Below are 24,541 nucleotides of genomic sequence, written 5' to 3' on the forward strand. Positions count from 1 at the left end.
ATTCAGGCCTCCTGTGCGGGGGTGGGCGCGGGTGCCACGATGGCGGTGGCGCCCTGGATCGACTCGACGACGATCGGGGTCTGCGGCGGCAGGTCGGCGCCCTCGCGCACGCGAGCCGACCAGGAGTCGCCGTTGACCAGCTTCACGCGGCCGGAGAGCGCCGTGACGGTCTCGGTCACCACGCCGCGGCGACCGACCAGCGCGGCGACGTTGAACTTCTGCGGGTCGGAGCCCTTGCGCAGGCGGCGCAGGAGCGGGGGCCGCAGCAGGAGGAGGAAGGCGACCGCGGCTACGGCCGCGATGATCACCTGCAGCCACAGCGGAGCATCGGCGAACGCCGCGATCATGCCGGCCGTGGATCCGAGGCCCAGCATGAGGAACGTCAGCTCGCCCGACATGATCTCGATCGCCAGGAACAGGGCGATCAGCGCCACCCAGCCGACCCAGGCCCACTGCTCGATGAACTCCATGCGGCCCTCCTTTTCCGCACCATACCAGCGCCGTGCGACGCGGGCATGGACAACGGCGCGCCCACGACATTGGAGGCTCGGCACACAGGCGCGCGCGACCGCGTTGGTACTGTCGAACAGACCCGGGCGCGCATCGCCGCGCCCATCCGGATCCCGCTCGAACCCCAGGAGTCCCCGTGACCGACGCCCCGTCGCAGCCCATCGCCCCCGGCACCCTGACCGGCAAGGTCGCGCTCGTGACCGGCTCGTCCCGCGGCATCGGCGCCGACACCGTGCGCTACTTCGCCCAGGCCGGTGCGGACGTCGTCATCAACTACCGCAACAAGGCCCCTCGCGCCGAGAAGCTGGCGAACGAGGTGCGCGAGCTGGGCGTGAAGGCGCTCGTGGTCGGCGCCGACCTCACGGACACGTCCACCGTGCAGGCGATGTTCGAGGCGGTCCAGGAGGAGTTCGGCGGCCTCGACATCCTCGTGCTGAACGCCTCGGGCGGCATGGAGTCCGGTATGGAGGAGGACTACGCCCTGAAGCTCAACCGCGACGCGCAGGTGGGCGCGCTGCAGGCGGCGCTGCCGCTGCTGCGCGAGGGTTCGCGCGTGGTCTTCGTCACGAGCCACCAGGCGCACTTCATCCGCACCACGCCGACCATGCCGGAGTACGAGCCGGTCGCGCTCTCCAAGCGGGCCGGCGAGGACGCGCTGCGCGAGCTCATCCCGTCGCTCGAGGAGAAGGGCATCGGCTTCACCGTGGTCTCGGGCGACATGATCGAGGGCACCATCACGGCGACCCTGCTCGAGCGCGCCAACCCCGGCGCGATCGCCCAGCGCCGCGAGTCGGCCGGCAAGCTGTACAACGTGTCGGAGTTCGCGGCCGAGGTGGCCCGCGCGGCCGTGGACCCCGTGCCCGCCGACAACACGCGCCTCGTCGGCGACGTGAGCGCCTTCGCGGGCGAGTAACGGGCGGCGGTCGCGGCCGCGGCGAGGTCCGCGGCCCGCACAATAGATCCATGCCCTCGCATGACGTCGTGGTCGTGGACCACCACGACAGCTACACCGGGAACCTCGTGCATCTGATCGCACGGGTCACCGGTGGCCTGCCGCGCGTCGTCGAGCACGATGAGTGCACCGCGGCGGACGTGCTGAGCCACGACTTCGTGGTGCTCTCGCCGGGGCCGGGACATCCGGCGGATCCGCACGACTTCGCGGTCGGGCGGGAGATCCTGCGCGCGGGGGAGCGGCCGGTGCTCGGGGTGTGCCTCGGCATGCAGGGCATCGTCACGGCCTTCGGGGGAGTGGTGGAGCGGGTCGACCCCGGTCACGGCGTCGACGCGACCGTGCGTCACGACGGATTCGGCCTGTTCGCGGGCCTTCCCGACGGCTTCCGCGCCATCCGCTACCACTCGCTCGCGGCGCTCGCGCTGCCGGACGACGTGCGGGTGACCGCGACGGACGAGCGCACGGGCCTCGTGATGGGCGTCGCGCACCGGACGCTGCCGATCGCGGGCGTGCAGTTCCATCCGGAGTCGATCCTGACCGAGCACGGCGAGGACATCGTGCGCAACTTCCTCGGCGCCGCGTGATGGGCGCGTTCCCGGCCGCGACGACGGCCGCCCGGTGCGTCTGGCTGCAGGCGGGCGACGGCGGGCCGCAGCTGGCGTGGCTGGAGCCGTCCGACGTCTCCCTGACGTACTCCGCGGCCCGCCGCGAGGTCACCCGCCACGTCGACGGGCGCGCCGAGGTCGTCGGCGACGATGTGTTCGCGGTGCTCGCAGCGGAGCTGGCCGGGGGCGCGGCGGATGACCGCTGGTACGGCTACTTCGGCTACGCGTCGCGCCCCGACCTGCCCGCGCGCTCCGACACGCGGCTTCCGGATGCGGTGTGGATGCGGCCCTCGCACATCGAGCGTCTCGACCTGCCGGCCGCTCCCGCCGCGGACGTGCTCGGCTCGCTCCCGCCCGAGCCGACCCCCGGCTGGTACCGGGACGCGTTCGACGCCGTGCAGGAGCACCTCCACGCCGGCAACTCCTACGAGGTGAACCTCACCCACCGGGCGAGCGTGCGGAGCGTGCTCGCTCCCGCCGAGGCGTTCGAGCGCCTGCGCGCCCTGAATCCCGCGCCCTACGCGGCGTATCTGCAGCACGACGTCCCGGGCGCGCGGGCGTTCGTCCTGGGATCCTCGCCCGAGCGCTACGCGCGGATCGATGTGGACGGGGGAGCGCGCACGATCGAGGCGAAGCCCATCAAGGGGACCACGCCGCGCGCCGCGACGCCCGCCGACGACGCGGCGGCAGCCCGGCGCCTCGCCACGGATCCGAAGTTCCGATCGGAGAACCTCATGATCGTCGACCTGCTGCGGCACGACCTGTCGCAGGTGTGCGAGGTCGGCACGGTCGAGGTGCCCTCCCTGATGGCGGTCGAGTCGTACGCGTCGGTGCACCAGCTGGTCTCGACCGTGCGCGGCACGCTCCGCGGTGACGTCGGGACGGTCGAGGCGCTGCGGGCGCTGTTCCCGGCCGGGTCCATGACGGGCGCGCCCAAGCTGCGCACGATGCAGATCATCGACGAGGTCGAGCCCACCCCGCGGGGTGCGTACGCCGGCGCCATGGGCTGGATCGCCGCCGACGGGCGCGCGGACCTCGGCGTGATCATCCGGACGCTCCTGACCGACGGCGGCGGCGAGTACGTGCTCGGAACCGGCGGCGGGATCACTGTGCAGTCGGACGCCGACGACGAGTACGCCGAGTCCCGCTGGAAGGCGGAGCGCCTCCTGCGCGCCCTGCGCGTGTGACCCGCCGAGGTCAGGTGCCGAAGATCATCGCGGCGGCGAAGACGACGGGGACGCAGCAGAACGTGGTGAGGAAGACGACGTCGCGCGCGAGCACCTCGCCCACGCCGTAGCGCTGCGCGTAGTTGAACACGTTCTGCGCGCTGGGCAGGGCGGCCAGCACCACCACGACCAGCATGGCGTGGCCGTCGAGCTGGAACAGCAGCCCGAACGCCCACGCGACCACGGGCATCACCAGCAGCTTCATGGCGGTGGCGAGCAGCACGTCGGGGCGCGACGCTCGGGTGGTCAGCACGCGCTGGCCGTGCAGGGACATCCCGAAGCTGAGCAGCAGGACCGGGACCGCGGCGCCGGCGAGCAGGCCCACGGGCTCCATGACGAGCGGCGGGAGGTCGACACCCGTGACCGCCACGAGAACCCCGAGTGCCGCGCCGATGATCATGGGGTTGCGCAGCGTGCGGCGCATCACGCGCCCGAGCTCGCGGGGCCCCGCGACGCCGCCCGACGACACCGCGTCGAGGATCGCGAGCACGATCGGCGTGATGACCAGCAGCTGCACCAGGATGATCGGCGCGGAGTAGGCGCCGTTGCCGAGCAGGTAGGTGGAGATCGGGATGCCGATGTTGTTCGCGTTGACGTAGCCCGCGCCGAGCGCGCCGAGCACGATCTCGCCCGTCGAGCGCCTCCAGACCAGGCGCGCGACGAGCGCGTACACGAGGAAGATCGCGAACGCGGCGAGCATGGACACCGGCAGCAGCGCGGAGAAGAGCAGCGTGAGGTCGGCGTCCGACAGCACCGCGAACAGCAGGAACGGGTTGAGGACGAAGAACGTCAGCCGGCTCAGGACGTACCGCGCGTGCTCTCCCAGCAGGTCGATGCGCGCGACGATGTAACCGGTGACGATGGCGAGGCCGACGACCGCGAAGCCGGTCAGGACCCCGATCACCGGCTCGGGCGCACCCTGGGCGCCGGGAGCTCGGGCGGTGCGGCGGCGGGGGTCGCGGCCAGCCGGGCGAGCGCCTCGTCGATCGCGCGGTCGAGCTGCGGATCGTCCGCGCGGAGGATCTGCGCCGGGCTGTGCACGACCTCGATGTCGGGGTCGACGCCGTGGTTCTCGACGCCCCAGCCCTTGCCCTGCAACCAGTAGGCGTACCGGGGCTGGGTGATCTTCGTGCCGTCGACGAGGGCGAAGCGGCTGTCGATGCCCACCACGCCGCCCCACGTGCGCACGCCGACGACAGGTCCCACGCCGAGCGCCTGGGCGCGCGCGTTGACGATGTCGCCGTCGGAACCGGAGAACTCGTTGGCGACCAGCACGACCGGACCGCGCGGGGCGCGATCCGGATCCGGCATCATGTCGTCGAACTGCCGCGCGGCCGTCCACGCGATCACGCGGGACGCGAGCCGCTCCACGACGAGCTGGCTCGTGTGGCCGCCGCGGTTGTAGCGCACGTCCGCGATGACGCCCTCGGCGTCCGTCGCGATGCGCAGATCGCGGTGCAGCTGCGCCCATCCGTAGCTCTGCATGTCGGGGACGTGGACGTAGCCCAGGCGTCCGCCGCTGCGCTCGGCGACGTATGCACGGCGGGAGCGCACCCAGTTCTGGTACCGCAGCACCTCCTCGTCCGCCAGCGGGACCACCACCACCCGGCGGTCCTCGCCATCACGGCGGAGCGTGAGCTCGACCGGGCGCTCGGCCGCCCCGATCAGCAGCGCCGACGGGCCCGCCACCGGGTCCACCGGGGCGCCGTCGACCGCGACGATCACGTCGCCCGCACGCGCCCCGACGCCCGCCTGCCGCAGCGGGGAGCGGGCGTGCGGGTCGCTGGACTCGCCCGGCAGGATCCGGTCGATGCGCCAGCCGTCCGCTGCGGGGGAGAGGTCCGCGCCCAGGAAGCCCAGACGCCGGCCCTGGTTCCCGAGCGGCGACGGGGGAGTCACGTACGCGTGCGAGGTGTTCAGCTCGCCTACCGTCTCCCACAGGATGTCCACGACGTCGTCGTGCGTGAGGGCGCGCTCGAGGACGGGGCGCCAGCGGTCGGTCACGGCGGCCCAGTCGACGCCGTCCATGTCGGCGCGCCAGAAGTGATCGCGCATGATGCGCGCGTTCTCGTCGAACATCTGGCGCCATTCGGCGCGCGGGTCGACGCTGAAACGCAGCCGGGACAGGTCCACGCGCACCGCGTCGTCCTTGGCGGGCCGGGTGGCGGGGACGACCGTGACCGCGTCGCGGTGGCGCACCACGACGCGCTCTCCGTCGCCCGAGACCGCGTATGCGTCGACGGCGTCGACCAGGGTCTCGACCTTGCGATCGGCGAAGGACCAGCGCTCGAGGCTGTCGGGCGTGGCCTCGTCCCGTACGCCCGCGCGCCGCGAGCCGAGCACACCCTGCTCGGGGTGCACGGCGACCCACAGCACGCCGCCATCGGCGCACGTGAGGTCGCGGTACTCCGCGGACGGCACCGGGAACGGCACGATCCGCTCCTCGGCGGCCTCGGCGTCCAGGTCGGGACACGCCACGGCGCCGTCCTCCGCCTTCCTCGGCGCGGAGAGCGGCCAGCCGTCGACGCTCGGGCCGAACGGGGCCGGCTCGGTCGCGGACAGGGGGATCAGCCAGGGCCGGGTCGCGCCGATGAACGCGAGGTCGAACGCGTGCTTGTTGTAGTGCGGATCGAACGTGCGGTCGGACAGGAACACGAGGTGCCTGCCGTCGTGCGTGAAGTCGGGGGAGCGGTCGTTGTACTGACCGGTGGTCAGGCGCACCGCCGGCGCCGATCCATCGGCCTCGGCGATCCAGATCGCGTGCAGGTCGCCGCCCGCGTCGACCGGCTGCGACCACGCCAGGTACCGGCCGTCGGGGGAGAAGCGGGGCGTGAGCGCCTCGCCGCGTCCGGAGCGGCCGATCTGCCGGGCCGTGCCCGCCACGGGGTCGATCACGCGGATCGCGCCGTCGTGCGAGATGGCCGCGATCCTGTCGCCCGCGGGCGAGGCCGCGAGGTGCAGCACCCGCCCGAGCTCCCCGGACAGGATGCGCCGCGGCGGCTCCGATCCGTCGAGCGCGAGCACGTCGATGCCATCCTCACCGGTCGCGTCGCTCACGACCGCGCCGAGGCCGGTGCAGCCCAGCACGATCGGCTCACGCGCGCGGATGCCGGAGTCGGCGAGCAGCGCGCGGGCCGGGCCCTCGCGGTGTGCGACCCAGAAGGCCTTGCCGCGCCACGCGACCAGGCTGCCCGAGGCGTCGTGGTCGGGCGCGAAGGCGTCGAGGCGGCGGTTCCCGCCCAGGACCAGGGGCTCCGGCGCCGTGCCGGGCAGAGTGACCTCGATCGTGCGGGGCCGGGCGTCCAGCGCATCGAGGATCCGCAGCCGACCCCGGCTGTGCCACACGATCCGCGACCCGTCGGTGCTCGGGTCGCGGACATAGCCCTCGTCGGGGCCCTGATGTGTGAGCCGGCGCGGCTCGCCCTCGCCCGGGACGTCCCAGATCCACAGGTTCGCCTGCTCGTCGGCACGGTCGGGGAACGCGGCCGCCCGGTCGGACGCGAACACCAGCGCGTCGCCGACCCAGAGCGGGTCGGTGATCCCGGCGGTCTCGTCCGGCAGCAGCCGGCTCCAGTCGCCGCCGGCCGCGCGCAGCCACAGGCGAGGAGCGGTGCCGCCGCGGTAGCGCTTCCAATGAGCGGGCGGGCGGCTGCCGGGCGTCGCCAGGGCGACGCCCCCGTCCGCGTGCAGGGCGACGCCCGAGGCCATCCCGAGGTCCAGGCGCTCCCACGAGCCGTCCAGGGCGACGGCCTTCACGACCGTGTGGCGTGTGTTGGACTCGCCGCCGCTCGACGCGACGAGGATGCGGCCGTCCTGCGTCCAGCCGAGCAGGATCGTGCTCTGCGCGCCCCAGTATGTGAGCCGGCGCACCCCGCCGCCGGAGACCTCCGCCACCATGACCTCGGGATGCCCGTCCCGGTGCGACACGTAGGCGATCACGCTGCCGTCCGGAGAGAAGCGGGGCTGGCGCACCGGAGCGATGTCGCTCGTCACGCGCCATGCGCGCCCGCCGGTGACCGGAGCGACCCAGACGTCGTCCGCCGCCGTGAACGTCACAAGCTCGCCGTGGAGGTGGGGGTAGCGCAGATAGGCGTCCTCTGTCGAGCTCACCTCTTCAACCTAGCCACGTCCGTAGGGTGGAGGCATGCACGCAACGCCTCCGAGCGACGGGCCGGCGCACATCCGCCGCGTCACCGTCTTCACGGGTTCCTCGCCCGGTCACGACCCCGCCTACCTCCGCGCTGCGGTGGACATCGGGCAGGCGTTCGCCGCCCGGGGGATCGGCGTGGTCTACGGCGGCGGGAACGTCGGTCTCATGGGAGCGGTGTCGACCGCGGCGCGCGAGGCGGGGGCGCCGGTGCACGGCGTCATGCCGCAGGCGCTGGTCGACAAGGAGATCGCGCACCCGGACCTCACCACGTTCGAGGTCGTGCCCGACATGCACGCGCGCAAGCTCCGGATGGCGGAGCTCGGCGACGCGTTCGTGGCCCTGCCCGGCGGCATCGGCACGCTCGAGGAGTTCTTCGAGGTGTGGACGTGGCTGCAGCTCGGGATCCACCGCAAGCCGGTCGCGGTGTACGACGTGCGGGGGTTCTGGCGCCCGATGCTGACCATGGTCGACCGGATGGTCGAGGAGGGATTCGTCGCATCCGCGTTCCGTGAGTCGCTCCTCGTCGCCTCGACCCCGCGCGACCTCATCCGCGGTCTGGAGGAGTGGGAGCCGCCCGCGCCGAAGTGGGTGAGCGACACCGGCGTCGAGGGCTGAGATCGTCGGGAGGGCGTGGCACGATATCCCCTGTGACCGGCCCCTCCGTCGACTCGACCGCGCAGGACGCGCGGCTGCGCGAGCTCGCGCTGCTGCGCCGCGTGCGCGACCGGATGGACCGCGAGTACGCCAGGCCGCTCGACGTCGAGGCGCTCGCGCGCGGCGTGCACCTGTCGGCCGGGCACCTCAGCCGCCAGTTCAAGGCGGCGTACGGCGAGTCGCCGTACCAGTACCTGATGACGCGGCGCATCGAGCGGGCGATGACCCTGCTGCGCCGCGGCGACCTGTCGGTCACCGAGGTCTGCTTCGCGGTCGGCTGCGCGTCGCTCGGCACGTTCAGCAGCCGGTTCACCGAGCTGGTCGGCATGCCCCCGAGCGTCTACCGCCGGGCCGCGCGGAGCGGGCTGGAGGGACTGCCGTCGCTGGTGGTGAAGACCGTCACCAGACCGGTCAGGAATCGAGAAGCGACCCGTGCGGGTGCGCGGATAGCGTGACGGACATGGACAACCGACTCACCATCAACGCCAGCTTCCTGCCGCACACCGACCCCGAGGCGTCGCTCGCGTTCTACCGCGACGTGCTCGGCTTCGAGGTGCGCCTCGACGTGGGCCAGGGCACCATGCGCTGGATCACCGTCGGCCCCGCCGGGCAGCCCGACACGTCGATCGTGCTCACGCCGCCCGCGATCGATCCCGGCCTGACCGACACCGAGCGCCAGACCATCGCCGAGATGATGGCGAAGGGCACGTACGCCGGGATCGTGCTCGCCACGCCCGACGTGGACGCGCTGTTCGAGAAGGTCCAGGCCGCGCCCGACGTGGACATCATCCAGGAGCCCATCGACCAGGACTACGGCGTGCGCGACTTCGCGCTCCGCGACCCCGCGGGCAACGCCATCCGCGTCCAGCAGCGCTGAGCGCTCTCATCCGTCCCGCATCTCAGACCCGCCACATCCCCGAATCGAAGGAGCGCCGGTGCATCCCGCCGACACCCATGACCTGATCCGCGTGCAGGGCGCGCGCGAGAACAACCTCAAGGACGTGAGCGTGGACATCCCCAAGCGACGGCTCTCGGTGTTCACGGGCGTCTCGGGATCGGGCAAGAGCTCACTGGTGTTCGACACGATCGCGGCCGAGTCGCGGAGGCTGATCGACGAGACCTACAGCGCGTTCGTGCAGGGGTTCATGCCCTCCGTGCCGCGTCCCGACGTGGACGTGCTCGAGGGCCTCACGACCGCGATCATCGTCGACCAGGAGCGGCTGGGCGCCAACCCGCGCTCCACGGTCGGCACCGTCACGGACGCGAACGCGATGCTGCGCATCCTGTTCAGCAAGCTGGGGGAGCCCTACATCGGTGGTCCCACGGCCTTCTCGTTCAACATCCCGACGCAGAAGGCCAGCGGCGTGATGACGTCGGCCAGCGGCGAGAAGAAGATCGTCAAGGACGTCGTCTACCTGGGTGGCATGTGCCCGCGGTGCGAGGGCCGCGGCTCGGTGTCGGACATCGACCTGTCGCAGGTGATCGACGAGTCGAAGTCCCTGCTCGAGGGGGCGATCCTGGTGCCGGGATACACGCCCGACGGATGGATGGTGAAGGGCTTCGCCGGATCCGGGTTCTTCCCCGCCGACAAGCCGATCTCGACGTTCACCGAGCGGCAGCGCAAGGACTTCCTCTACAAGGAGCCCACGAAGGTGCGCGCGTTCGACATGAACATGACGTACGAGGGCCTGATCCCGAAGATCACGAAGTCGATGCTCTCGAAGGACATCGAATCGCTGCAGCCGCACATCCGGGCCTTCGTGGAGCGGATCGCGACCTTCGCGACGTGCCCGGAGTGCGACGGCACGCGGCTCACCGAGGCGGCGCGCTCGTCGAAGATCGACGGGATCAGCATCGCGGACGCGTGCGCGATGCAGGTCACGGATCTCGCCGACTGGGTGCGCGCCCTCGACAAGCCGGGAGCGGGGCCGCTGCTGAACGCCCTGCGAGCGAACCTCGAGGCGTTCGTCACGCTCGGCCTCGGCTACCTGAGCCTGAACCGGCCGTCCGGCACGCTGAGCGGGGGAGAGGCGCAGCGCATCAAGATGCTGCGCCACCTGGGGTCGTCGCTCACTGACGTCACCTACGTGTTCGACGAGCCGACCATCGGCCTGCACCCGCACGACATCCAGAGGATGAACGAGCTGCTGCTGCAGCTGCGCGACAAGGGCAACACCGTGCTGGTCGTCGAGCACAAGCCCGAGGCGATCGCGATCGCCGATCACGTCGTCGACCTCGGGCCGAAGGCCGGCAGCGGGGGCGGCACGATCTGCTTCGAGGGCACCGTCGAGGGCCTGAAGGCCAGCGGCACGCTCACCGGGCGGCACCTCGACTACCGCGCTCAGCTGAAGCCCGAGGTGCGGGCCGCCGCGGGCGCGATCGAGATCCGCGGCGCCGCCGACAACAACCTGCAGGACGTGGATGTGGACATCCCTCTCGGCGTGCTCACGGTCGTGACCGGCGTCGCCGGCTCGGGCAAGAGCTCCTTGATCCACGGCTCGGTGTCGCGCCGCCCCGACGTCGTGGCGATCGACCAGGGCGCCATCAAGGGCTCGCGCCGCAGCAACCCGGCGACCTACACGGGGCTGCTGGAGCCCATCCGCAAGGCGTTCGCGAAGGCGAACGGCGTCAAGCCGGCGCTGTTCAGCGCGAACTCGGAGGGAGCCTGCCCGACCTGCAAGGGCGCCGGCGTCATCATCACGGAGCTGGGCTTCATGGACACGGTCGAGACGCCGTGCGAGGACTGCGGCGGCAAGCGCTTCCAGGCCGGGGTGCTCGAGTACAAGCTCGGCGGCAGGGACATCACCGAGGTCCTCGACCTTCCCGTGGCCGAGGCCCGGCCGTTCTTCTCCGAGGGCGAGGCGAAGATCCCGGCGGCCGCCGCCATCCTGGGTCGTCTCGAGGACGTCGGTCTCGGGTACCTCACGCTGGGCCAGCCGCTCTCGACCCTGTCGGGCGGCGAGCGGCAGCGGATCAAGCTCGCGAACCAGATGGGGGAGAAGGGCGACGTCTACGTGCTCGACGAGCCGACGACGGGTCTCCACCTCGCCGACGTCGAGAACCTCCTCGGGCTGCTCGACCGCCTCGTCGACTCGGGCAAGACGGTCATCGTGATCGAGCACCACCAGGCCGTCATGGCCCACGCGGACTGGATCATCGACCTCGGCCCGGGCGCCGGCCACGACGGCGGGCGGATCGTGTTCGAGGGCACACCTGCCGACCTGGTGGCCGACCGTTCGACCCTGACGGGCGAGCACCTGGCGCAGTACGTGGGCGCCTGAGCCGCGCGTAACGATATATTGGTCCTCGGGGGAGAATCAGGCCGCGTCACGCCGCGCACGGTGCGAGGATGACCGAATGGCATCCTGGCGCCCGGGCTGGAGCGAGTTCCCGCCGGCACTTCTCGAGTTCTGGACCGAGCGGCACCTGTGCACGCTGACGACACTGCGTCGCGACGGACGACCGCACGTCACGCCGGTCGGCGTCGCCCTGGACCTCGAGCAGCGCTGCGCGTGGGTCATCACGTCCGGGTCGTCCCTGAAGGCGCGTCTCGCCGCCGCGGACCCGCGCGTGGCCGCCTGTCAGGTCGACGGACGTCACTGGTCGACGCTCGAGGGAACGGCGCAGGTGCTGAGCGACGCCGAGTCCGTGCGACGCGCTGAGGAGCAGTACGCGGCGCGCTACCGGACGCCGAGGCCGAATCCGGAGCGCGTCGCGCTGCGGATCGACGTGGAGCGCTTCCTGGTGTCTGCGTCGTTCGGCCTCTGAGAGGGGCTGTCTCGCGGGATCGACCACACGCCGATAATGCACATTATGTCAGTTCGCTGAGGCGCGCCCTTCGTCGCCGTCCCCCATTGCGCCGGGCATCGACCGCCTGCCGCCCGGCAGTCCGACGCGCTCTACTGTGAGGTTCATGGTCGAGGTGCGATTGACGGGTGAACTGCGGTGTGCGGATGCTGACGAGGCGCGACTTGTCGCGGAGCACCTGCCGGCCCACGTGGCGCTGACTCGCGCCGAGCCCGGCTGCCTCTCGTTCGAGGTGACCCCGACCGCCGATCCCCTGGTCTGGGCGGTCGCCGAGCGGTTCGCGGATGAGCGTGCCTTCAACGCGCATCAGGCGCGCGCCGCGACGAGCGAATGGGGTCGCCGCACGGCCGGGATCGAGCGGCGCTACTCCGTGGAGGGACTGGCCGGCTGACCCCGTGGGCGGGGGCCGTCGCCGGCACCCCGCCCACAGGGTCGCTCGCGGTCACTCCGCGGGCAGGATCAGCTCGTCGCCGACCTCGATGAGGTCGGGGTCGGAGATCGTCTCCTGGTTCACCGCGAAGATGCCGAGCCAGCCGGTCTCGACCTCGAGCTTCGTGGCGATGTCGAAGAGCGTGTCACCCGACTCGACCGTGTAGGTCTCGTCCGACGGCTCCACATCCGGAAGCTGATACGTCTCCTCGACCGGCGCCGGTGCGGGAGCCGGTGCGGCGGCGGGTGCCTGAGCGGACTCCCCCGCCGCCGGTGCGGCCGGAGCCTCAGTCGGCGCGGCCTCACGCGGCTCCGCCGAGCCGGACGCGCCGATCTTCACCGAGCACGTCGGCCAGGCGCCCCAGCCCTGCGTCGCGAGGACGTTCTCCGCCACGCGGATCTGCTCCTCGCGCGAGGCGTCCGCCGGGTTGCCGGTGCCGCCGTTGGCCTCCCACGTGGACTGCGAGAACTGCAGGCCTCCGTAGTAGCCGTTGCCGGTGTCGATCGCCCAGTTGCCGCCCGACTCGCACTGGGCCAGTGCGTCCCAGGTGGCGTCGTCGGCCGCGTTCGCCGCCGTGGGCACGAGCGCCCCGGCTGCCGCCGCGACGAGACCGGCGGCGACCAGTCCCCCTCGCGCGAACCGTCCAGGTCGGCGCGCTTCGGTGTTCTGTCGGGAATGCGTGTTCAGGATCACAAGGAGCTCCACGGCCCCGTCTCTGTGCGCGGCCATGGCCGCGCACTCGCCCGCCGACCGGAAGGTCGTCTCGTTTCGGGTGCGGAGGACTCGGGCGGGTTCGACGGCGGTCCTCCACGGTCGACGTGCCACGCTACGTCAAGATCACGAAAAGGTAACAGTGCACTCAGGGACCTGCCAGCGAGGTCATAGGCGTCCGGTGCTCGCGCTGCGCTCATCCGATTGAATCGGTCCGGGATCTTCGGGCCATGCGACCCGCTTTCCGGGAGGCTCATCGAGGAAGGGAGATCCTCGTGATCGGTGCACTCAACCAGCTGGTCGACCATGTCGAACGTCACCTGACGCAGGACATGGATCTGGAGCTGTTCGCCGCGCGCCTCGGCCACCGAGTACCACCTGCGGCGGATGTTCTCGTCGCTCGCGGGCATGCCGCTGTCGGAATACGTTCGTCGCCGCCGGATGACCATGGCGGCAGCCGACGTGATCGCGGGCCGCGATCTGCTCGGCATCGCCGTTCGATACGGCTACGGGTCCACCGAGGCGTTCGGCCGGGCGTTCCGGGCCGTGCACGGGGTCGCACCCGCCGATGTGCGCCGCGCCGGGGGTCCCCTTCGCACACAACCGCAGCTCAGGTTCCGCCTGACCGTAGAAGGGAGCTCCCCCATGGACGCCCGCATCCTCGATCGACCCGCGTTCCGCCTGATCGGCCGCGCCGCGCGCGTGCCGCTCATCCACCGCGGCGTGAATCCGCACATCCAGGAGCACATCGCGTCGTTGCCGATCGCCGAGCACGCCCGCCTGAAGGAGCTGAGCTCCACCGAGCCCGCCGGCCTTCTCCAGGTGAGCGCCGACCTCGACCCGGACGACGCCGAGGGCAGCGAGCTCACCTATCTCCACGGCGTGGCGGTCGATGAGGCCACCGCGCCGCCCCACGACCTCGAGTGCATCGAGGTCCCCGCCGGCGCGTGGGCGGTCTTCCGCACGACCGGCGCACACCCCGAGGCGCTGCAGGACACCTGGGCGGCCACGGCCACGGAGTGGTTCCCCTCCAATCCGTGGCGGCTGCGTCCGGGGCCCTCGATCGTCGCGGTGATCGAGCGCGCCGAGGACTTCTCGACGGCGACCTGCGACCTCTGGCTGCCGGTCGAGCGCGGCTGAGCCGTCACTCCCCCAGCCCGCACGTCCGCGTGATGAACTCGATCAGCGCGCGGCGTGCGGCATCCGGCACCGGGACGTACATCGGCGCCTGGCGGACGCCGTCGACGCTCGCGTGCACCGGGACGAACGTGCCGCGCTTGTCCTCGGCCAGCACGTGCGCGTCGCAGGGTCGAGCGCGACCGTGAGGGCCTCCCCCGCCGCGCGCACGACCAGCGAGACGACGCGGTCGGCGTACTGGGTACGGGACTGGCTCACCTCGACCTCGATCCCGCCGACCTCGATGGCCGGTGCCGCGCACGCCGGGAGAGCGCCGCAGGCCAGGAGCGACACGAGGACCGCGCCGACCCGTGAGCGTCTGCGATCCACGATCCCCTCCCTCAGCGCGTCAGATCGAGTCGCATCTCGATCTCGTCGCCATACGGCTCGAGGTTGTAGGGCGTCACGTTCCCGGTGGGCTCGAAGCCGTGGCGCCGGTAGAACGCGATCGCGCGCGGGTTGTCCTCGTGCACCTCGAGGACGAGCGCGTCGCCGCGCGTGCGGGCCCAGTCGACGATCCCCTCGAGCAGGGCATCCGCGACCCCGCCCTCACCGCCCCGCCATGCCGGGTCGACGTACACGCCCACGAGCATCGCCCCGCGGCGGGCCGAGACGAACCCCCGCATGATGCCGATCCAGGTGCCGTCGTCGGCGACGGCGACGAGGGAGATGTTGCCGGGCTCCTGGCCGCGGCCTGCACGCTCGCGCCACTCCGACTCGGGCAGCGCGGCGGCGTGCGCATAGGTCTCGTTGTACGCGATGGGGGTGTCGCGCAGCATCCGCAGACGCAGGTCGCGGAACGCCTGCCACTCGGAGGCGCGGACCGTTCGTATCGAGAAGCCCATCCCGTCACGCTATCGCCCCGGCAACGTCAAGCCCCGGGTGCGCGACGGAGCGGTCGCGCACAATGGGGGCATGCCGATCACGCGCGTCGTCGACCTGGATGGGCACGTCTTCCGGGTGTTCTCGACCGAACGGCCGGGCAGCGGACGCGCGTTCCTTCTGGTGCACGGGATCGGGATCTCGCACCGCCTGTTCTCGCGCCTGCACGGCGTCCTGGCACGGCACCACTCCGTGCACACGGTCGACCTGCCCGGCTTCGGAGGGCTGCCCAAGCCGGCCTCGTCGCCGGACGTCGCCCGCATGGCCGAGATGCTGGGCGAGGTGGTCGGCGACCTCGGCGAGGAGGCGGCGGTCGCGGTAGGTGACTCGATGGGGACGCAGTGGGTGGTCGAGCTCGGCGCGCAGCGCCCCGATCTCGTCTCGCACGTGGCCACGATCGGCCCGGTGGTCGACGACCGACACCGCACCGCGTTCGCGCAGGCCCTCGCGCTCGGCGTGGACAGCACCCGCGAGACCCCGTCCGCCAACGCCCGAGTGCTCACCGAGTATCTGCGCTGCGGCCCCCGGTGGTACCTCCGTCAGCTGCCGCACATGCTGGAATACCCGATGGAGGAGCGCGTCGGGGATCTCACGCAGCCGCTGCTCGTGCTGCGCGGCGGCCGCGATCCGATCGCCGGTGCGGACTGGTGCGCGAAGCTGACGCGCCGCGCACAGCGGTCCCGCTCGGTCACGGTCCCGGGCCATCCGCACCTGGTGCAGCACACCGCGCCCCGCGCGGTCGCGTCGGCGCTGGACTGGTTCCTGGGGGTCGGCGAGCCGTGATGAGCCTCCTCCGGCGGTGGGTCTGGTGGACGCTCGACTACGCGTACGCGGGAGTCTGGCAGGCGCGGGCGTTCCTGAACCGCACGCGGCCGTCGGCCTTCTGGACGGGCGGCGGCGTGCCGATCGTCGTGATCCCGGGCGTCTATGAGACGTGGAAGTTCCTGCAGCCGCTCATCGTCGCGCTGCACAAGCGCGGACATCCGGTGCATGTGGTCGATCCGCTTCAGAACAACCGCATCCCGGTGGACCGTGCGGCGCGCCTCGTCGAGCAGCACCTGGTCGCGCACGAGCTGTATGACGTCATCCTCGTGGCGCACAGCAAGGGCGGACTGATCGGCAAGCACCTCATGGCGTTCGGCGCCGGAGCGGCTCGCGTGCGCGGAATGGTCGCGGTGGCCTCTCCGTTCGGCGGCTCGCGATACGCGGCGCTCATGGTGTCGGCCACTCTGCGCAGCTTCTCCCCTCGCAACGCCACGATCCTCGCGCTCGCGAGGGAGACCGCGATCAACGCCCGCATCACATCGGTGTACGCGGCCTTCGACCCGCACATCCCCGGGGGAAGCGAGCTCGCAGGCGCGAAGAACGTGCGCCTGGAGACCGGCGGGCATTTCCGCGTGCTGGCACATCCGAGGGTGGTCGGCGAGGTCGCTGCGATGGCCGAGCACGCGCACGGGCACGCCGCGCCCTGACCTGCCGCGGGGTCAGATCCGCCCGCGCACCGGTGTGCGCTCGATCTCGTCACCCGCCGGCATCGCCATCTCCGCGCGCACTCCGAGCAGGCGGATCTCGCGCTCGGAGTCGATCCGTTGCGCGAGCGCGAGCGCGGCGTCCACCAGGACGTGCTCGCTGCGCGCGGGCTCCGCGAGCTTTCGCCCGATGGTCTTCGTCTCGAACGGCGCGTACCGGATCTTCAGGTGCACGCGCACCACCGCTCGTCCGTCCGTCGCGCAGTCATCCCAGACCTGATGGGCCAGCGAACTGAGCGCGCGCCACCGAGGCCGCGAGCGGGTCAGCGATCGGAGGCCTGCTCGCGATCGGATCGGACCGTGCCGGCGGCCCGGACGCGGAAGCCGAACGCCTCAACCGGATCCCGTCGAGTTCTCCACAATGCGGGGATACTCGAACGGATGTCCGAGCCTCGTGGGAGACTGGGTCTATGGCCAAGCAGAGTTTCGCGGAGCGATGGGACCTGGATCCCGCCCGGCGTGAGGCGCTGCAGGCGGTCATCACGGGGGTGGCGACCGCGGATCGGATGATCGCGCAGCTCGAGGCGATGAAGGCGCACTTCCTTGCGGCGGGGCAGGCGATCGCGGTGGAGATCATGGCCGAGCTCGATCCGTCGTCGTCGTATGCGCTGCCGCTGCGGGCGATCGCGGCCGACATCGCCACCGCGACCAACGCGGCCGACGGCACGATCCGCAGCCGGATGAACGGTGCCGCGATCCTCACGACCGACTTCCCCGCGACGTACACCGCCCTGTCGGAGGGGCGGATCTCCCGCGCGCACGCCGACGTGATCGTGGATGCCGGGCTGCGGCTCGACGATGAGCGCGCGCGGGCCCGGTACGAGCAGGTCGTGCTCGATCGCGCCGAGTCGCTGACGCCGGGCCGGCTGCGACCGGTCGCGCACGCCGTTGCCGAGCGGGTGGAGCCCACGTCGGTCGTCGAGCGGCACGAGACCGCCCGCGCGCGGCGGTGCACCTGGGTGGACGACCTCGGCGATGGGATGAGCGAGTTCCACGCGGTCGTCGAGTCGGTGCGGGCGCACGCGATCCAGGACCGGCTCACCCAGATGGGGCTCACGATCCGGCGCGCCGCACGCCACGAGGCGCGTCGCGCGTACGGGCCCGTCGTCGACGACCTCGCCGTCGAGGACGGCGACCCGGTCGATGAGCGCACGCTCGCGCAGATCAGGGCCGACGTGTTCGCCGACCTCGCGCTCACCGGGCACCCCACCGCGCAGGTGTCCGATGCGACCGGCGGCAACGCGCTGGCGGCGATCCGCGGCTCCGTGCAGATCACGATCCCCGCCGAGACGCTCACAGGCCTCGGCGACGACGCCGCGTTCCTGGCCGGGCACGGGCCCGTCTCCCCCGACATCGCCCGCCGCCTCGCCGCTGACACCCCCACCTGGGCGCGACTGTTCATGGACCCCGACACCGGGTGCCTCCGCACAGTCGACGCATACACGCCGACCGCCGCCCAGCGCCGCTTCCTCGCCGCGCGCGACGAGCACTGCAGGTTCCCGGGTTGCCGGCAGCCGATCCACCGGTGCGACCTCGACCACTCCCATGCTCACAGCGAGGGCGGCCAGACCGCGGTGTGCAACCTCTCAGCGCTCTGTCGTGCGCACCACATGCTCAAGCACCACGGCGCATGGGGTCTCGAGCACGGACGCGGCGGAGTCATGATCTGGACGAGCCCCACCGGACGCCGCATCACCGACCGCCCCGCGCCGGCGGTGCGCTTCATGGCCGAACTCGATGCGACAGACCCCGATCCGCCCCCGGTCGAGATCGAAGAGACCGCGCCGTTCTGAACCGCCGCCGCCGACGGCAGGGCCCACGCAGATCAGCGCAGCGGCGTCCACCCGGTCGGGAGCGGCCCGTCCTGCAGTGCGCGCTCGCGGTCGGCTGCCGCCGACCAGCCCTGGGCCTCGTCGCGCGCGTCGAAGCCGCCTCGCGCGACCCGGAAGCCGAGGTCGTCGTGGTGCATGCGGGGTCCGCCGCCGCGGCGCACCGAGGCGCGCACGTTGTACGACTCGTCGACGAACCCTCCGCCACGGAACACCCGGTAGTCGCCGTAGCGCGCCGGATCGAGCAGGTCCCAGCACCACTCCCACACGTTGCCGAGCGTGTCGAACAGGCCGAACAGGTTCGGCATCTTGCCGCCGACGTCCCGGGGCGAGGAGGCCCCATCCGCCGCCGTCCACGCGACGTCGCGCAACAGGCCGTAGTGGGGCCCCGTGGACCCTGCGCGGCAGGCGTACTCCCACTCCGCCTCGGTGGGCAGGCGATAGCCGTCCGAGTCCACGTGCCAGGTGACGTCCTCGCCGTCGAACGTGTACGCGGGGTCGAGCCCCTCCCACTCCGAGGCCGCGTTGCAGAACCGGATGGCGCGCTGCCAGCTGACATTGACCGCCGGGCGACGGGGGTGCGGGTGCTCCTCCCCCTCGCCGAGCAGCTCGGACATCTGCTCCTGCGTGACCGCGAACACCCCGATCTCGAACGGCTCGAGGCTCACCATCCGTCTCAGTTTCCGGCGCGCGTCGTGAAGCGTCACCGTGCCCGACGGGATCCGCGCCAGCTCGATGTCCTGCATCCGTCCATCCTCCCCCGTGTCGACCGAGGTGCGGCCGATGTCGCTGATCCGGGCCCACTCCCCCTCGGCGGCTCCTAGCGTGGACGCCATGAGCGAAGACGCACCGTCCCCCGTCCGCCAGATGCGCCTCGTCGTGGCCGTGGATGATTTCGATCAGGCCGTCGGCTTCTATCGCGACGTCGGCGGCATGACCGAGCAGGCCGCGTTCAACGGCGAGGGCGACGCCCGCGTCGCGATCCTGCTCGCCGGCGAGGCGACGCTCGAGATCTCGAATCGCGCGCAGGTCTCCCTGATCGACCGAGTGGAGACCGACGGCGGCGTCAGCGACCCGCTCCGCGTCGCGTTCGAGGTCGACGACGCCGACGCCATGACCCGGCGCCTCGAGCAGGGCGGCGCGGCGGTCGAGGCGTCGCCCCGCGAGACGCCCTGGCGGTCGCTCAACTCGCGCCTCCGGGCGCCGGACGGGCTCCAGCTCACCCTGTTCCAGGAGCTGGAGACGCTCGAGGAGCGCCGGCGACGCGAGGGCTTCGAGAACGGGGCCGTCGACGAGGTGCTGGGGCGAGAGCGCGAGCTGCAGACACCCGAGGCCAGACGTGATCCGGCCCGGGTGCGTGCCTTCCTGTCCGCCGACTTCGTCGAGATCGGCGCATCCGGACGCCGGACGGGGCGTGGCGCCTGCTTCACCATCAGGGCACCCCGCTGCCCGCAGCCGATGCCGGTGCGGATGTCGGCAGCCGCGACTAGCGTCGGCGCCATGTACGAGACCCCCGAAGAGGTGGAGTCGCTGCAGCGGCTGATCGACTCCTCGCGCGCCGGCGCCACCCCGCACCTGCGCGCGATCATCGCCGGCGAGCACGTGATGACCGCGCCGCAGATCGTCGACGCGCTCATCGGCATGAAGGTGCTGAGCCTCGCGACCGTGACCGCGAAGGGCGAGCCGCGCGTCAGCGCGGTGGACGGGCACTTCCTGCACGGCCGCTGGACCTTCGGCACCGACGGACGTGCCGCCAAGGCGCGTCACCTGGCCGCACGCCCGCCGGTCAGCGCGGCGCACGTCGACGGCGAGCGGATCGGCGTCTTCTGCCACGGCACCGCGGTCGCGCTGACGCCGGCGGATCCCGCCTGGGACGAGACGATCGCGCACTGGGCCGCGCACTACGGGTCGGATCCCACCACCTGGGGCGACGACATCCGGATGTACCGGATCGAGCCGACCTGGTTCGTCGGGTACAGGGGCGCGGAAGCCGGCTGAGCCGTCGCGGCAGCACGAGGCCCCGGGCGCGATGCGCCCGGGGCCTCGTGAGCGGGATCAGATCTCGCGGTGCGCGACGTGCTTGACGAAGAACGAGGCGACGAGACCGAGCAGGGCGCACACGATCACGTAGATCGAGATGGGCCACCACGCGCCTCCGGTCGCCTCCTTCAGCGCGGTCGCGATGAGAGGCGCGGTGCCGCCGAAGATCGCGGCACCCACCTGGTAGCCGAGCGTCGCGCCCGAGTAGCGGATCTCCGGGCTGAAGTTCTCGGCGATCAGGGTGCCGAGGATCGCGTTCACGCTGCCCCACAGCAGGCCGAAGCCGATGATCGTGGCGAGGAACACCGCCCACGTCTCCCCCACGTTGAGGATCCAGTAGTACGGGAACGCGTACACGATGGTCGCGATCGCGACGAGGCGGTACAGCAGGGCCCGCGGCACCGTGTCGGAGATGCGGCCGAACAGCGGCATCCACACGGTCGCGACAACGGCGGCCGTCGTGACGGCCGTGAGCACGACGTTGTTCTCGACGCCCAGGCCCGCCGCATACGCGATCACGTAGGTGCCGAAGATGTAGAACGGGCCCGTCTCGGTCGCCTTGGCGCCGATGGACACGAGCACGGCGCGCCAGTGCTTGCGGAACACCTCGGCGATCGGGAGCTTCACGACCGCGCCCGACTGCTGCACGCGCTTGAACTCGGGGGTCTCGTCGAGGCTCGAGCGGATCCAGACGCCGATCGCCAGCAGCACGACGCTGCCCACGAACGGGATGCGCCAGCCCCAGGACAGGAACTGGTCCGGGGGCATCAGCGTGAGCAGCGCCACGACCCCGGATGCGAGCGCCAGACCGATGCTGATGCCCATCTGCGGCACGGCGCCGTAGAGGCCGCGGCGGTTGCGCGGCGCGTACTCGTACGCGAGCAGCAGCGCGCCGCCCCACTCGCCGCCGATGCCGATGCCCTGCAGGATGCGCATCAGGATCAGCAGGATGGGCGCCGCGATGCCGATCGTGCCGTAGTCGGGCAGAAGTCCGATCAGGACCGTTCCGCCACCCATCAGCATCAGCGTGATGAACAGCGTCTTCTTGCGGCCGATGCGGTCGCCGATGTGCGCGAAGATCACGCCGCCCACGGGACGGAAGAAGAACGTGAGGGCGAAGGACGCCATCGAGAACATCATCGAGACGAACTCGCTGTCGGTCACGAAATAGGTCTTGCTGAAGACCAGCGCGGCGACCGTCCCGTAGACGAGGAAGTCGAACCACTCGATCACGCTGCCGGAGAGGCTGCCGAGCAGCACCTTGTAGTTGAGCCGCTCCGCGGGCGGCGTGCCCGTGGCTCGGGCCTTGTCTGTGATGGTCACGGGGACAGCTCCTCTTCGAGATCCGCACTTCGTCCACCACCGACTGTGTGGTTGGACCACACGAACCATAGCGCTCGACGCCGCTCCACGTCAAAGCGGATTCGGATGCCGCCCTAGCGCGCCGCTGCCGCGGTCAGCCCGTAGTACCCGGTGATGTGGCGCTCGAGGTGCTCTGCCGCGAGGTCTCCGCGGCCCGAGCGCAGGGCGTCGAGGATCGCCCGATGCTCGCGCTGGAGCCGGTCCACGGTGCCGCGCCAGTCGCTCAGAGCGGCCGCGCGCTCGAGCGTGTGGTCCGAGATCACGAGCCGCAGCGCGTCCATGAGCACGCTGAGCAGCGTGTTCCCGGCGGTGCGCGAGCACAGCACGTGGAACTCCGCGTCGAGCCGAAGGAACTCCGCCATGGGCAGCTCGGGATCGTCCATCCGTCCGAGCAGGGCGGCTGCCGCGCCCCAGTCCCCCTGCTCGGGCCGCGACTGGGAGGCGGCCTGCGTCTCGAGCGCGAGCCGCACCCGGAACACGTCCTCGGGCGACACCTGCCGGGTGGCCATCTGCAGCCGGAACACCGTGCTGATCGCCGGCCCGTGGGATGCCGTCACGAACGTCCCGGCCCGCGGGCCCGAACCCGTGCCGGACTCGATCGCGCCGAGCACCTCGAGCACCCGCAGGGCCTCCCGCAGCGTGCCGCGCGACAGACCGAGCTGCTCGGCCAGCGCGCGCTCCCCCGGCAGCTGGTCGCCCACGTGCAGGCGCCCGCTGGTCAGCTCGTCGGTGAACCAGCGCATCACGACGTCGTGTGATCTCATCCGCGTCAGTATCGCACCGCGCGGGGCCGCCCCCGGTAGCGGACGCGTCGCTCAGCGCCAGCCGAGCGCGGGTGCCACGTGCGTGAGGATCGACTCGATCAGATGGGTGTTGTAGTCGACGCCGAGCTGGCTCGGGATCGTGATCAGCAGCGTGTCGGCCTCGGCGATCGCCTCGTCGCGGCGGAGCTCCTCGATCAGCTCGTCCGGCTCAGCGGTGTAGGAGCGGCCGAAGATCGCGCGCGTGCCGGGCTCGATGTAGCCGACCTGGTCCTCGCGGTCGCCGCCCCCGAGGAAGTAGCGGCGGTCCATGTCGCTCGTGATCGCGACGATCGAGCGCGACACGGACACGCGCGGCTCGAAGCCCCAGTCGTGCTTGGTCCACTCGTCGCGGAACTCGCGGATCTGCTCGGCCTGCTGCACGTGGAAGGGCGCGCCGGTCTCATCCCACTTCAGGGTCGAGCTCATGAGGTTCATGCCCTTCTCGGCGGCCCAGCGCGCGGTCGCATTGGAGCCGGCGCCCCACCAGATCCGCTCGCGGAGACCGTCGGAGTGGGGCTCGAGCCGGAGCAGTCCCGGCGGGTTCGGGAACATCGGGCGCGGGTTCGGCTCGGCGAAGCCCTGACCCTCCAGCAGCTGCAGGAAGATCTCCGTCTTGCGTCGGGCCAGCTCGGCGCCGTCCGGGTCGTCCTCGGCGCCCGAGTACCCGAAGTACTTCCAGCCGTCGATGACCTGCTCGGGTGAGCCGCGCGAGACGCCGAGCTGCAGGCGCCCGCCCGAGATCAGGTCCGCCGAGCCGGCGTCCTCGACCATGTACATCGGGTTCTCGTAGCGCATGTCGATCACGCCGGTGCCGAGCTCGATGCGGGAGGTGCGGGCGCCGATCGCCGCGAGCAGCGGGAACGGCGAGCTCATCTGCCGCGCGAAGTGGTGCACACGGAAGTAGGCGCCGTCGGCGCCGATGTCCTCGACGGCCTGCGCCAGGTCGATGGCCTGCAGCAGCATGTCGCCCGCACTGCGGGTGCCCGACTCCGGATGCGGCGTCCAGTGGCCGAACGAGAGGAATCCGATCTTCTTCACGATGACGCCAACCCCTCGCCGGCCGATTCCATTCCGCTGAATGAAGGACGGATCGTCTGCCAGTCGGTGAACTTGGCGATCCGCCCGTCGCCCGACGACGTCCGCGTGAGCCGTCGCTTGAGCCACGGACCGACATGCGTCCGGTAGTAATGCGCGCCGCGGAGCCGCACGCCGGAGTCCTCCACCGGGAGATCCCACCAGGTCGGATCGGGTTCGAACCCCAGGGCGGTGAGGACGCGCGCCGCGACCCGGTGGTGTCCGCGGGCGTTCATGTGCAGGCGGTCCTCCGACCAGAACGGCCCCGTCGCGAGCACCTTGTCGGGCCAGTTGAGGGCGCGGATGACGTCGTCCCGACCCGCGACGCGCGCCATCACGGCCGCCGAGAGCTGGTCGCCTCGGCGGCGCACCAGGCCGCCGAGCGGCAGGCCGCGGGTCGGATCGGCACCCGACAGCAGGATGAGCCGCACGCCCTCCTCATCGCAGCGCCGCAGCACCTGCGAGAAGGCGTCCGCGATGTGCGCGATCGTGGTGCGCGGCCGCAGCATGTCGTTGCCCCCGCCGTTGAACGACAGGTGCGTCGGCTTGAGCGCCAGCGCCGCCTCGAGCTGCTCCTCGACGATGGGCCATGCCAGCCGCCCGCGGATGGCGAGGTTGGCGTACCGGATCGGCGCCCCGGTCGCGTCGGCCCAGCCCTGGGCGACCAGGTCGGCCCAGCCGCGGGGCGTGCCGTCCGGGAGCTCGTCGCCGACGCCCTCGGTGAAGGAGTCGCCGATCGCGACGTAGCGCACGTCAGTCACGGCGCCAGTCTATGCCGCCGCACGCATGCCGCGGCCGATG

Annotated in this window: 25 protein-coding genes and 1 pseudogene; 14 read left to right on the plus strand and 12 right to left on the minus strand. The window is 71.7% G+C overall.

Annotated elements, in window-relative coordinates; translation table 11 throughout:
• Nucleotides 1-2: 2 nt before the first annotated feature.
• Nucleotides 3-470, minus strand: coding sequence for an NfeD family protein (locus B5M43_RS00130; protein WP_134745121.1), 468 nt, complete (start codon nt 468-470; stop codon nt 3-5).
• 176 nt (nt 471-646) lie between these two features.
• Between B5M43_RS00130 and B5M43_RS00135 the strand changes: the two genes are divergently transcribed.
• From B5M43_RS00135 to B5M43_RS00145, 3 genes are read left to right on the plus strand one after another with little or no spacing between them, the layout of a single operon-like run.
• Nucleotides 647-1,423, plus strand: a complete 777-nt coding sequence (locus tag B5M43_RS00135) for an SDR family oxidoreductase (protein ID WP_055988706.1) — start codon at nt 647-649, stop codon at nt 1,421-1,423.
• A 50-nt stretch (nt 1,424-1,473) separates the two neighbouring features.
• Nucleotides 1,474-2,046 (plus strand): aminodeoxychorismate/anthranilate synthase component II, encoded by a 573-nt coding sequence (locus B5M43_RS00140; RefSeq protein ID WP_055988705.1) that lies wholly within the window; start codon nt 1,474-1,476, stop codon nt 2,044-2,046.
• Nucleotides 2,046-3,254 (plus strand): anthranilate synthase component I family protein, encoded by a 1,209-nt coding sequence (locus B5M43_RS00145; protein WP_055988704.1) that lies wholly within the window; start codon nt 2,046-2,048, stop codon nt 3,252-3,254. Before B5M43_RS00140 ends, B5M43_RS00145 begins: the two co-directional genes overlap by 1 nt.
• 10 nt (nt 3,255-3,264) lie before the next feature.
• Here the strand turns inward: B5M43_RS00145 and B5M43_RS00150 are convergent, their stop codons facing one another.
• Both B5M43_RS00150 and B5M43_RS00155 read right to left on the minus strand, forming a co-directional pair.
• Nucleotides 3,265-4,197, minus strand: a complete 933-nt coding sequence (locus tag B5M43_RS00150; RefSeq protein WP_134745119.1) for an AEC family transporter — start codon at nt 4,195-4,197, stop codon at nt 3,265-3,267.
• Nucleotides 4,194-7,403, minus strand: a complete 3,210-nt coding sequence (locus B5M43_RS00155) for a S41 family peptidase (protein WP_134745117.1) — start codon at nt 7,401-7,403, stop codon at nt 4,194-4,196. Before B5M43_RS00155 ends, B5M43_RS00150 begins: the two co-directional genes overlap by 4 nt.
• Before the next feature lie 34 nt (nt 7,404-7,437).
• On the opposite strand from B5M43_RS00155, the gene B5M43_RS00160 reads away from it, so the two are divergent.
• The 6 genes from B5M43_RS00160 to B5M43_RS00185 all read left to right on the plus strand — a co-directional run bounded on the left by B5M43_RS00160 (nt 7,438) and on the right by B5M43_RS00185 (nt 12,295).
• Entirely contained in the window at nt 7,438-8,058 is a 621-nt protein-coding gene (locus tag B5M43_RS00160; RefSeq protein ID WP_055988701.1) for a TIGR00730 family Rossman fold protein, read from the plus strand.
• A 113-nt stretch (nt 8,059-8,171) separates the two neighbouring features.
• Nucleotides 8,172-8,552, plus strand: a complete 381-nt coding sequence (locus B5M43_RS00165; protein WP_134745155.1) for a helix-turn-helix transcriptional regulator — start codon at nt 8,172-8,174, stop codon at nt 8,550-8,552.
• Nucleotides 8,553-8,557: 5 nt separating this feature from the next.
• Nucleotides 8,558-8,974 carry a VOC family protein gene (locus B5M43_RS00170; protein ID WP_134745115.1) on the plus strand — a complete coding sequence of 139 codons (417 nt, stop codon included), beginning with the start codon at nt 8,558-8,560 and terminating at the stop codon, nt 8,972-8,974.
• A 58-nt stretch (nt 8,975-9,032) separates the two neighbouring features.
• Nucleotides 9,033-11,378, plus strand: coding sequence for an excinuclease ABC subunit UvrA (locus tag B5M43_RS00175; protein WP_134745113.1), 2,346 nt, complete (start codon nt 9,033-9,035; stop codon nt 11,376-11,378).
• A 76-nt stretch (nt 11,379-11,454) separates the two neighbouring features.
• Entirely contained in the window at nt 11,455-11,865 is a 411-nt protein-coding gene (locus B5M43_RS00180) for a pyridoxamine 5'-phosphate oxidase family protein (RefSeq protein WP_134745111.1), read from the plus strand.
• A 145-nt stretch (nt 11,866-12,010) separates the two neighbouring features.
• Nucleotides 12,011-12,295: a putative quinol monooxygenase gene (locus B5M43_RS00185; RefSeq protein ID WP_134745109.1), complete on the plus strand. Its 285-nt coding sequence runs from the start codon at nt 12,011-12,013 to the stop codon at nt 12,293-12,295.
• Nucleotides 12,296-12,346: 51 nt separating this feature from the next.
• Here the strand turns inward: B5M43_RS00185 and B5M43_RS00190 are convergent, their stop codons facing one another.
• Nucleotides 12,347-13,039, minus strand: a complete 693-nt coding sequence (locus B5M43_RS00190; RefSeq protein WP_230667462.1) for a transglycosylase family protein — start codon at nt 13,037-13,039, stop codon at nt 12,347-12,349.
• Between the two features lie 281 nt (nt 13,040-13,320).
• On the opposite strand from B5M43_RS00190, the pseudogene B5M43_RS00195 reads away from it, so the two are divergent.
• A pseudogene (locus B5M43_RS00195) lies at nt 13,321-14,185 on the plus strand (GyrI-like domain-containing protein).
• 4 nt (nt 14,186-14,189) lie between these two features.
• Here B5M43_RS00195 and B5M43_RS00200 read toward each other — a convergent pair.
• Both B5M43_RS00200 and B5M43_RS00205 read right to left on the minus strand, forming a co-directional pair.
• Nucleotides 14,190-14,339 (minus strand): hypothetical protein, encoded by a 150-nt coding sequence (locus B5M43_RS00200; protein ID WP_167626740.1) that lies wholly within the window; start codon nt 14,337-14,339, stop codon nt 14,190-14,192.
• A gap of 223 nt (nt 14,340-14,562) precedes the next feature.
• The gene (locus B5M43_RS00205; RefSeq protein WP_134745105.1) at nt 14,563-15,066 is read right to left on the minus strand and encodes a GNAT family N-acetyltransferase; all 504 of its coding nucleotides are present in this window, start codon (nt 15,064-15,066) and stop codon (nt 14,563-14,565) included.
• A gap of 70 nt (nt 15,067-15,136) precedes the next feature.
• Here B5M43_RS00205 and B5M43_RS00210 point away from each other — a divergent pair, with 70 nt between their 5' ends.
• Together B5M43_RS00210 and B5M43_RS00215 are read left to right on the plus strand one after the other, a co-directional pair.
• Nucleotides 15,137-15,886, plus strand: coding sequence for an alpha/beta fold hydrolase (locus B5M43_RS00210; RefSeq protein ID WP_230667464.1), 750 nt, complete (start codon nt 15,137-15,139; stop codon nt 15,884-15,886).
• A complete protein-coding gene (locus B5M43_RS00215; RefSeq protein WP_205829444.1) occupies nt 15,886-16,575 on the plus strand; it encodes a triacylglycerol lipase in 690 nt (229 codons plus the stop codon). The genes B5M43_RS00210 and B5M43_RS00215 overlap by 1 nt, the downstream gene beginning before the upstream one ends.
• Before the next feature lie 12 nt (nt 16,576-16,587).
• Here B5M43_RS00215 and B5M43_RS00220 read toward each other — a convergent pair whose 3' ends face one another.
• Nucleotides 16,588-16,926: a hypothetical protein gene (locus B5M43_RS00220; protein ID WP_134745101.1), complete on the minus strand. Its 339-nt coding sequence runs from the start codon at nt 16,924-16,926 to the stop codon at nt 16,588-16,590.
• Between the two features lie 116 nt (nt 16,927-17,042).
• On the opposite strand from B5M43_RS00220, the gene B5M43_RS00225 reads away from it, so the two are divergent.
• A complete protein-coding gene (locus B5M43_RS00225; protein ID WP_134745099.1) occupies nt 17,043-18,425 on the plus strand; it encodes an HNH endonuclease signature motif containing protein in 1,383 nt (460 codons plus the stop codon).
• A gap of 32 nt (nt 18,426-18,457) precedes the next feature.
• Here the strand turns inward: B5M43_RS00225 and B5M43_RS00230 are convergent, their stop codons facing one another.
• Entirely contained in the window at nt 18,458-19,207 is a 750-nt protein-coding gene (locus B5M43_RS00230; protein WP_134745151.1) for an SUMF1/EgtB/PvdO family nonheme iron enzyme, read from the minus strand.
• An 88-nt stretch (nt 19,208-19,295) separates the two neighbouring features.
• On the opposite strand from B5M43_RS00230, the gene B5M43_RS00235 reads away from it, so the two are divergent.
• On the plus strand, nt 19,296-20,459 hold the full coding sequence (locus B5M43_RS00235; protein ID WP_230667465.1) for a VOC family protein: 1,164 nt from the start codon (nt 19,296-19,298) through the stop codon (nt 20,457-20,459).
• 57 nt (nt 20,460-20,516) lie between these two features.
• Here the strand turns inward: B5M43_RS00235 and B5M43_RS00240 are convergent, their stop codons facing one another.
• The 4 genes from B5M43_RS00240 to B5M43_RS00255 all read right to left on the minus strand — a co-directional run bounded on the left by B5M43_RS00240 (nt 20,517) and on the right by B5M43_RS00255 (nt 24,501).
• On the minus strand, nt 20,517-21,824 hold the full coding sequence (locus B5M43_RS00240) for an MFS transporter (protein ID WP_230667467.1): 1,308 nt from the start codon (nt 21,822-21,824) through the stop codon (nt 20,517-20,519).
• A gap of 113 nt (nt 21,825-21,937) precedes the next feature.
• Complete coding sequence (locus B5M43_RS00245) at nt 21,938-22,627, minus strand: FadR/GntR family transcriptional regulator (protein ID WP_055988253.1); 690 nt, start codon at nt 22,625-22,627, stop codon at nt 21,938-21,940.
• Nucleotides 22,628-22,678: 51 nt separating this feature from the next.
• Nucleotides 22,679-23,704, minus strand: a complete 1,026-nt coding sequence (locus B5M43_RS00250; protein WP_055988255.1) for an LLM class flavin-dependent oxidoreductase — start codon at nt 23,702-23,704, stop codon at nt 22,679-22,681.
• A complete protein-coding gene (locus tag B5M43_RS00255) occupies nt 23,701-24,501 on the minus strand; it encodes an SGNH/GDSL hydrolase family protein (RefSeq protein WP_205829443.1) in 801 nt (266 codons plus the stop codon). Before B5M43_RS00255 ends, B5M43_RS00250 begins: the two co-directional genes overlap by 4 nt.
• Nucleotides 24,502-24,541 lie beyond the last annotated feature (40 nt).

The organism is Microbacterium sp. MEC084, assembly GCF_004514465.2.
Taxonomy (GTDB): Bacteria; Actinomycetota; Actinomycetes; order Actinomycetales; family Microbacteriaceae; genus Microbacterium.